The sequence below is a fragment of the Novosphingobium sp. CCH12-A3 genome (genome assembly GCF_001556015.1).
GTDB lineage: Bacteria > Pseudomonadota > Alphaproteobacteria > Sphingomonadales > Sphingomonadaceae > Novosphingobium > Novosphingobium subterraneum.
The window spans coordinates 1-8,083 of the sequence record NZ_LSIA01000271.1 but is presented as its reverse complement, the minus strand read 5'-3'; the positions used below and the strand labels follow the sequence as shown (position 1 = coordinate 8,083).

Below are 8,083 nucleotides of genomic sequence, written 5' to 3'. Positions count from 1 at the left end.
ATCCGGCGTGCCGCAAGACACTGTCATTCAACGAATTAGTTTCGAATCCGACTCTCAGTGCGCAGCCTCTTGAAGTTGGTCGTGACGTCATCGTCGCGGTGATCGGTCGCTACGAGGAGATTCTGGCAACCTTGCCGCGCGATCTTCATGGAGAATGCGCTCGCCAGATTGCGAGGAGATTATCCGTCGGCTCGGGTATCGAGACAATCTTCAACGGAGAAGGTGGTCATTTTGCGTGGACCGAAGAAGCACGTCCGCTCGAAATGCAACTCAATCACCTTGAAGGTCTGCGTGCACTGTTTTCTGCGCCTTTGCAGATTGGCACCTATACTTTTGACACCAACATTCATTTCGGACTCGATCGAAATGAAGGGCTGGATGCCCAGACTCGCGTCAATTCGGCGCTCGCGAGTGCGAACGATGCGCTCAGTTCTGGCCGCTCTGTGGAACTGTTCGAAGCGGAGCGGCTTGCCGAAGCGAGTTGGGAGCTATCGCTTCATGCTCGCATAGATGAAGGATTGCGAAACGGCGAAATCTGGCTTGCGTACCAAAGCCAGTGGGACATGCGATTGGGTCACGCTTGCGGTGCTGAAGCTCTCATCAGATGGAATCACCCAACCCGGGGGCCAATCGCACCCGATGCGTTCATACTGCAAGCGGAGCGCGCTGGCCGAATTGATGCACTGACCTACTGGGTGGTAGATGAGGCGATCACCGCTGCCCTGGCTCTGAATGCGGCGGGTCAACGTTTTCAAATGAGCATCAATCTGTCAGCACAGATGGTGGACAAGCCATCTCTCGTCTCCAACTTTGCCGAGATTGTCCGTCGTCGAAACATCGATGCCAGGCTGTTGACGATTGAAATAACAGAAACGTCGAGCGTGCGAAATCGTCCGGCCGCAGTTCAGAATCTCTCCCAACTCCGGGCCATGGGATTCCGCCTTTCCATCGATGATTTCGGTACTGGTGAGGCGAGTCTGGCATACCTTGCTGACCTGCCTAGCGACGAACTCAAACTCGACCGGCGCTTTGTTTCACGCCTGTTAACGCACGATCGCGAGCGCAGCATCATAAGCGCAACCATTGGTCTCGCGCATGCTCTTGGCCAGACTGTCGTCGCGGAGGGAATCGAGGATGACGCGACCTATCGCGCTCTCGTCGATTTGGGCTGTGACGTCGGGCAGGGCTACTACCTCGGCCGGCCGCAAGCTTTTCCAGAGTTCTGTCAGGGGCTTCTCAAAATGGGACAGCGCCGATTTGGTTTCGTTTAGAAGTTGTTAACCATACAGGTCGGTGTTAACCATGTGTCTCCAATCGTGGATGGAGGCACGAATGTCCGCAGTAAACGCCGTTATCGAAATCCTGCGCTGGCTGTTCCAGTAAGGCTATTTCGGCCCTAGTTTTTCATTGAAAAACAGGGGTTTAAACGAACAGGCGCTGCCCGCTCCATGAGCGGCAGCGCCTGTTTCATTGGATCACCGTGAGGTTTGACGCGATTCGTAGTTAGCCGCGTTGACGGAGTTGGTTAACGCTTCAGAACCTGTCAGTCTTCGCCGTGGCCTAGCGCCAAATAGTCCTGGCTCTGCATTTCGATCAGGCGGCTGACCGTGCGATCGAACATGAAGCGACCTTCGTCGTCGCCTTTTCCGCCCCAGTCGTAAAGTTCTGCCGGTTCGGCGTCAGCGGTGGCGATCAGCTTTACCTTGTGCTCGTAAAGCGCGTCGATGAACGTGATGAAGCGTGCTGTCTCGTTGCGCAATTCCGGGCCAAGACGCGGTATCGCGACGACGATCACGGTGTGGAAATTGCGGGCAATCGCCAGATAGTCCGCCGCTCCGCGAGCTTCGCTGCACAATTTCTTGAAACTGAACACGCCGACGCCCTTCAGGCTCTTCGGGACGTGCAGCTTGCGACCGCCGCCGACGTCAAGATCGCAAGAAGGGACGTGTTCGCTGTCTTCCGGCGGATAGTCCGTCAGGCGGAAGAAGGCATCGCGCACCTTTGCGGTCGATTCTGGTCCAACCGGCACGTGCCAGGTGCCCACGCCCCGCATGCGTTCCAGCCGGTAGTCGGTCGGCCCATTGAGGGTGAGGACGTCGAGCTTGCTTCCGATCAGTTCGATGAAGGGGAGGAAGTGTTCGCGGTTTAGACCGTTCTTGTAGAGATCCTGTGGCGCACGGTTGGAGGTGGTGACGACCGTTACCCCGCCCTCGACCATCAGCGCGGTAAACAGGCGGCTCATGATCATCGCGTCGGCGCTGTTGTTGACCACCATTTCGTCGAAGCAGAGCACGCGCGTCTCCGCCGCGATGGCCGCCGCGACGGGGATGATCGGGTCGCCGCTTTCCTTCTTGCGCTCCTCGCGCAGGCGGGCGTGGACATCGAGCATGAACTCGTGGAAGTGCGCGCGGCGCTTGGCGGGTAGAGCGAGGTTGTCGTGGAACAAGTCCATCAGCATGGACTTGCCGCGCCCAACTCCTCCCCACATGTAGACCCCACGCGGCGGCGGCGCTGGCTTCGCGCCGAAGAGCTTGCCGAACAGGCCAGGTGAGGGCGGCGGCGTTTCGAGTTCCTGCTGCAGCGCGTCAAGCCGAGCAGCGGCGGCGGCCTGTTCGGGATCAGGCCGCAACTCGCCCGCCGTCACCAACTCGCGATAGCGCTGCAGGACAGATGTCATCGCCCGATCGGCTTTTTCGGACTCGGCTTGCGGATCGTGCCGTTGAATGCGGCGATCATGTCATCGCCCTGAACGACGAGACCGCGAAGGAACACCAAGCGGCCGGTTTCGCGGAGCACTTCCGTTACCGCATCGAGTGGCTCTCCGATGCGGCCTGCACCGATGAACTGGCTGGACAAGTCGAGGGTGACCGAGCCTGCAGCGTCGCCCGAAAGGAGAGTGCGCATCGCCGCGAAGAGCGCGATGTCGATGAGGGCGAGGGTGACGCCGCCGTGGACCGCATCGAGCAGATTGGAGTGCCGGCGCTCCGGGAACATGCGCAGGCGGGCGCGGCGGATACCATCGGCGCCTTCCTCGATCCGCGTCAGCATCCGGCCCATGGTCTGGGCGTTGAAGCGGGTCTCGTCGGTCAGGTTCCAGGTGAACCAGCCGGGGTAGTCCTCGGCCGGTTCATAACGGAAGGCTTGCTCGCTCACCGGATCAGACGAGACGCTCTGCCTGCATCTTCTTGATTTCGGCGATGGCGCGGGCGGGCGAGAGGCCCTTCGGGCAGACGTTCGCGCAGTTCATGATGGTGTGGCAGCGATAGAGGCGGAAGGGATCTTCCAGCTCGTCCAGACGCTCACCGGTCATCTCGTCGCGGCTGTCGGCCAGCCAGCGATAGGCCTGGAGCAGGATGGCGGGGCCGAGGAACTTGTCGGAGTTCCACCAGTAGCTCGGGCACGAGGTGCTGCAGCAGGCGCACAGGATGCACTCGTAAAGACCGTCGAGCTTCTCACGCTGTTCGGGCGACTGCAGACGCTCCTTGCCCGAAGGCGTGGGGCTGACGGTTTGCAGCCAGGGGCGGATCGAGGCGTACTGCGCGTAGAAGTGGGTGAAATCGGGGACGAGGTCCTTGATCACCTCCATGTGCGGCAGCGGGGTGATGCGGATTTCGCCGGACAGGTCCTCGATCGCGGTGGTGCAGGCGAGGCCGTTGCGACCGTTCATGTTCATCGCGCACGAACCGCAGATGCCTTCGCGGCAGGAGCGGCGGAAGGTGAGGGTGGGGTCCTGTTCACCCTTCATCTTGATCAGCGCATCGAGCACCATCGGGCCGCACTGGTCGAGATCGATCTCGAACGTGTCATAGCGCGGGTTCTCGCCGCTGTCGGGATCGTAACGATAGACCTTGAACTTGCGGATCTTGCCGTTGGTGGCCGACGCATGGTGGCGGGCCTTGCCGGTGATCGTGGAGTTCTTCGGGAGCGAGAAGGTCGCCATCGTTCTGTCCTGTGTTGCGTGCTTTGCGGCTTGCTGAGTCGTCCTTAGCGATTGCAGCGCGGGGGGCAAGAGGCTCTGAACTGCCCGTTAGTAGAGGTGCGGTTCTTCATGGATGTGAAGAAGGGTTTACGGGGTTTACACTGTTCAGGGAAATTCGAGGTCGGTCAGTTCCGGGCGCTTTCGGGGATTCCTGACGCGATGTTCAGATTTTGTTCGCATATGTGAAGTGGAGCGCAGTGCCCCCCGTCAGTCGCTGGGGCGGCAGCCACCCCTCCCATTTGTCCTTCGGAAAAATTGAGGGGGTCCTTGTGAGAGGTTTCGGGCCGGAAGGCAGGCGGAGAGGGTTGAGCGCTCATTTCGCCACCATGCCATTTCGCCGCCGTGTAGGACAGCAAAGAGGGTCGGCTGTCTCCACTTGCAAAGACGCCGACCTGTTGTTCGAGGAATGTCCTTGTCGGATTGCACGGCTCTCCACTATGAAATAGAATGTGCATCCTAATTTTTGGGAGTGGGTCGTGGAATCGCGCAGAACGTTGATAAAGCTTGCCGCAGCAGGTGTCTTGGGATCAATTGCAGGCTTGCCCGGGTCTCGCGCCAGCGCTTCCGCCAAGTCCGCGGGGGCATGTTCCGTTGGCAAATCCAAGCCTGCAGCCACACCCGTATGGCGAACTGGTATCGAAGGCCAGCGCATCGCGGACCTTGGTGACGGGCGCTATCTGAACCCGATCCTTTCAGGTGACTATGCCGATCCGTCCGTGCTCAAGGACGGCGACGACTATTACATGACGCACTCCTCGTTCGATTCTGCGCCCGGGCTGCTGATCTGGCATTCGCGCGATCTGGTGAACTGGCGTCCGGTCGGCCCGGCTCTGGCCAAGCCACTGGGGACGGTGTTCGCGGTCGACATCGCGAAGCATGACGGGCGCTATTTCATCTACATCCCTTTCATGAAAGCGCCATGGTCGCCCGATCTCCCAAGTTTCGCAAACACTTACGTGATTCATGCGCCTTCGATGGCCGGCCCTTGGAGCGATCCGATCGACCTCAAGGTTGGCGGACTGATCGACCCGGGCCACGTCGTCGGCGAGGACGGCCACCGCTATCTATTCTTCAACGATGGCAAGCGCGTTCGCCTCACCGCCGATGGCCTTGCCACGGCCGGCCCGATCGAGACCGTCTACGAGGCCTGGCGATATCCCGATGACTGGATCACCGAGGCGTGGTCTCCTGAAGGCCCGAAGCTGTTCCGCAAGGGCGGCTATTTCTATCTGGTCAATGCGGTCGGCGGCACCAGCGGCCCGGCCACCGGTCACATGATCGTCGCGGCGCGGTCGCGTTCGATCAACGGACCGTGGGAGCATTGCCCGCACAATCCGATCCAGCGCACGCTTTCGAAGGATGAAATGTGGTGGTCACGCGGGCACGCCACGTGCGTCGAAGGGCCGGGCGGCAAGTGGTACATGATCTACCACGGCTATGAGAACGGCTATCACACGCTCGGCCGCCAGACCCTGCTCGAACCGATCGAATGGACTGCCGACGGATGGTTCCGCGCGACGGGCGGGGACCTTTCGAAGCCGCTGCCCAAGCCTGCGGCTGCGGCAGAAGTGCATGGGATGCCGCATTCCGACGCCTTCGAGAGCGACCGTTTCGGCACGCTGTGGAGCCTTTACGGTAGCACGCCTGCCGAGAAAGCCCGCATCGCCGTTGCCGATCGCACACTTTCGCTGAAGGCCAAGGGCACCGGTCCGTCGAACGGCGTGGTCGTCACCCAGCAGGTCGGTGACCGCGCCTACGAGGTGACCGTGGATGTCGAACTTCAAGGCCAGGTCACCGGCGGCCTTCTGCTGTTCTTTGACGACCGGCTTTACCTCGGCATGGGCATCGATGGCACGCGGATGACCAGCTATCGCGGTGGCAAGGCGTCCTATTGGCCGGAGCCTGCACCACCGGCCCGCCGCATGTTCATGCGCATCACCAACCGCGATCAGGTGGTGACTTTCTACTATAGCCTCGATGGCAAGAACTGGACCCGCCACGGGGTACGCTCGGAAGTGACCGGTTATAACGCCAACACTGTCGACAACCTGCTGAGCCTGCGGCCTGCGCTTTTCGCTTCGGGCGATGGCCGAGTCCTGTTCCGCAATTTCCAATACCGCGCGTTGGAGTGACGGACGTGCCATCCTGTTGCGAGTTACGGGCTGGCGCGCCCTAGCTGTGCAGGAAATCTTCCGTCTAACAGACGTCGCATGATCCTGCGATAGGCGCAGGATTAGCGGGACGCGACGTGCGGGTGTGTGGTCTTGCGGGTGCCCCTCCACCACCTGCGGTGGTCCCCCTCCCCGGGGCGGGGAGGAATTGAAGCGGGGTTGCCCCTCTACCATCTTCGATGGTCCCTCTTCCTCCCGGCCTCCGCAGGGGCAGGCGCACCGGGGAGGAATGGGGTCAGCGCAGTTTGGTGGCGGCGCCCCATTCCATCCACGCCGCCCATCTGGGCATGCCGGGCATGTACTGGTGGCCGGGGTGCTCTAGCTGGAAACCGGCGGCCAGGACCGGGGCGGTGACGGCGCGGGCGAGGTGGCAGCCGCCCATCAGGGGTTTCCAGACAGGCTCGATCCGGCGCTGCCATTTCGCCACGTCGACATCGGGGCTGAGGCCGTGTTCGAGGAACAACAGGGTGCCGCCGGGTTTCAGGATGCGGCGCAGTTCGGACAGGACCTGCTCCGGATCATCGACCGAACAGAGCGTGTAGGTGCAGACGGCGGTGTCGAAGGTCTCGTCACCGAAGGGAATGTCCTCGCCCACGCCTTCGCGGATGTCGGCCTGCCAGCCCTTGCGGGCGGCGGCCTCGCGCGCATAGTCGAGCAGCTTGCCCGACGGGTCGATCCCGGCAAAGCCGGTGACGCGGGCGGGATCGTAGAACTGCTGGTTGAGGCCGCCACCGCAGCCGATCTCGAACACGCGGCCCTGCGCGCGGGGCACGACGCCTGCGCGAAGCTCCATGATGGCCGGCGAAGCGCAGGCGCACTTGATCATGCGCGGAACGACATGCGCGTCCCAAACGGCTTTCAGTCCCATCCCATTTCCCCGTCTGTTGTGACGACAGACTGGCAAAGAGAGCGGCGCGGCGCAATCGGCCGCGCCGGGGGATTTCACTTTGCGGCGCAGCTTTCGGGGCTGAGGCCCATGGCCCACAGGATGCCCTGGTCGAGCAGTTGCAGGCTTTCGGGCTGGCTGTAGTTCTCGGGCCGGTGGCCGATGGCGGTGTAGAAGCTGCGGCCCTTGCCGAGGCAGCGGGTCCACGCGATCGGGTGATCGCCCATCGCCATCTTGCGACCGAAGCCTTCGCCGGGCTTGTAGGTGGTTTCATCGAGCGAAGCGAGGACGCGGGTGCGGGGCAGCGGGCGGACGCTTCGGTCGAAGGAGTACCATTCTTCGGTCATGCGCCATTCGCCGGGCAGGCCATGGGTTGCCGGGTGGGCGCGGTCTTCCACCACGACGCGGGCTTCCTGGAACTGCGGGGCCATCGGGTGGCCGATGAAGCGCGCACCGATCAGGGTATCGGCGTACCAGTTCCAGAAGAACTGCGGATCGCCGCCCGAGCCATGGATACCGGCATAGCCGCCGCCGCTTTCGACATATTTGCGGAAGGCGGCGCGCTGGGGGATCGTCAGGGCATCGCCGCTGACATTGTTCCACACCACAGCGTCGAACCGGGAAAGGTCCGCTGCGTTGAAGACGCCGCCCCTGTCAGTGAAGACGATGCCCCAGCCATGGCGGGTCGCGATGCCCTTGAGCGCGGTTTCGGCGGCATTGACCGAGGGGCTGTCGCGAAAGCCGGTGATCTTGCCGAAGACGAGGATGGCCGGGCGCGGAAGATCGGCGGGGATCGCGGGGCGGTCATTGTCGTAGGTGCGGCAGCGGATGGCGACGTCGGCATTGGTGAGGCGCACCTTGGCCAGGTCCTTGTCGAGCCGGGCGCTGAGGGCGGGGTCGGTCTTGCCGAGCATGGCGAGGACCGAGCGCGGGGTGACGATGCGATCGAAGCCGGGAGGCAGGGCGCCGCCGCCGAAGGGGTGCATCATGGCATCGGCAAGGCCGGGCGAGGCGGCTTCGACCACCGCCTTGCCGGCGGGAACAGAG

General features: G+C 62.3%; 7 protein-coding genes. 2 read left to right on the top strand and 5 right to left on the bottom strand.

Annotated elements, in window-relative coordinates; genetic code table 11:
* Positions 1 to 98 precede the first annotated feature (98 nt).
* Entirely contained in the window at positions 99 to 1,271 is a 1,173-nt protein-coding gene (locus tag AX703_RS21965) for an EAL domain-containing protein (RefSeq protein ID WP_231735656.1), read from the top strand.
* 272 nt (positions 1,272 to 1,543) lie between these two features.
* Here the strand turns inward: AX703_RS21965 and zapE are convergent, their stop codons facing one another.
* The 3 genes from zapE to AX703_RS21950 are packed head-to-tail and all read right to left on the bottom strand — an operon-like array spanning position 1,544 to position 3,940.
* Positions 1,544 to 2,677, bottom strand: a complete 1,134-nt coding sequence (gene zapE / locus AX703_RS21960; protein ID WP_062347265.1) for a cell division protein ZapE — start codon at positions 2,675 to 2,677, stop codon at positions 1,544 to 1,546.
* The gene (locus tag AX703_RS21955) at positions 2,674 to 3,153 is read right to left on the bottom strand and encodes a PaaI family thioesterase (RefSeq protein ID WP_062347264.1); all 480 of its coding nucleotides are present in this window, start codon (positions 3,151 to 3,153) and stop codon (positions 2,674 to 2,676) included. Before AX703_RS21955 ends, zapE begins: the two co-directional genes overlap by 4 nt.
* 4 nt (positions 3,154 to 3,157) lie before the next feature.
* Entirely contained in the window at positions 3,158 to 3,940 is a 783-nt protein-coding gene (locus tag AX703_RS21950) for a succinate dehydrogenase iron-sulfur subunit (protein ID WP_039331396.1), read from the bottom strand.
* A 569-nt stretch (positions 3,941 to 4,509) separates the two neighbouring features.
* Here AX703_RS21950 and AX703_RS21945 point away from each other — a divergent pair.
* Positions 4,510 to 6,111 carry a family 43 glycosylhydrolase gene (locus AX703_RS21945; RefSeq protein ID WP_231735655.1) on the top strand — a complete coding sequence of 534 codons (1,602 nt, stop codon included), beginning with the start codon at positions 4,510 to 4,512 and terminating at the stop codon, positions 6,109 to 6,111.
* Between the two features lie 274 nt (positions 6,112 to 6,385).
* Here AX703_RS21945 and AX703_RS21940 read toward each other — a convergent pair whose 3' ends face one another.
* Entirely contained in the window at positions 6,386 to 7,018 is a 633-nt protein-coding gene (locus tag AX703_RS21940; RefSeq protein WP_062347262.1) for a class I SAM-dependent methyltransferase, read from the bottom strand.
* Between the two features lie 74 nt (positions 7,019 to 7,092).
* Positions 7,093 to 8,083, bottom strand: a 991-nt coding sequence (locus AX703_RS21935; protein WP_062347261.1) for a ThuA domain-containing protein, incomplete at its 5' end; no start/stop codon positions are given.

Coding starts and splice junctions, on each gene's coding strand:
- zapE (WP_062347265.1), bottom strand. CDS start 2,677: ATGACATCTGTCCTGCAGCGCTATCGCGAGTTGGTGACGGCGGGCGAG.
- AX703_RS21950 (WP_039331396.1), bottom strand. CDS start 3,940: ATGGCGACCTTCTCGCTCCCGAAGAACTCCACGATCACCGGCAAGGCC.
- AX703_RS21940 (WP_062347262.1), bottom strand. CDS start 7,018: ATGGGACTGAAAGCCGTTTGGGACGCGCATGTCGTTCCGCGCATGATC.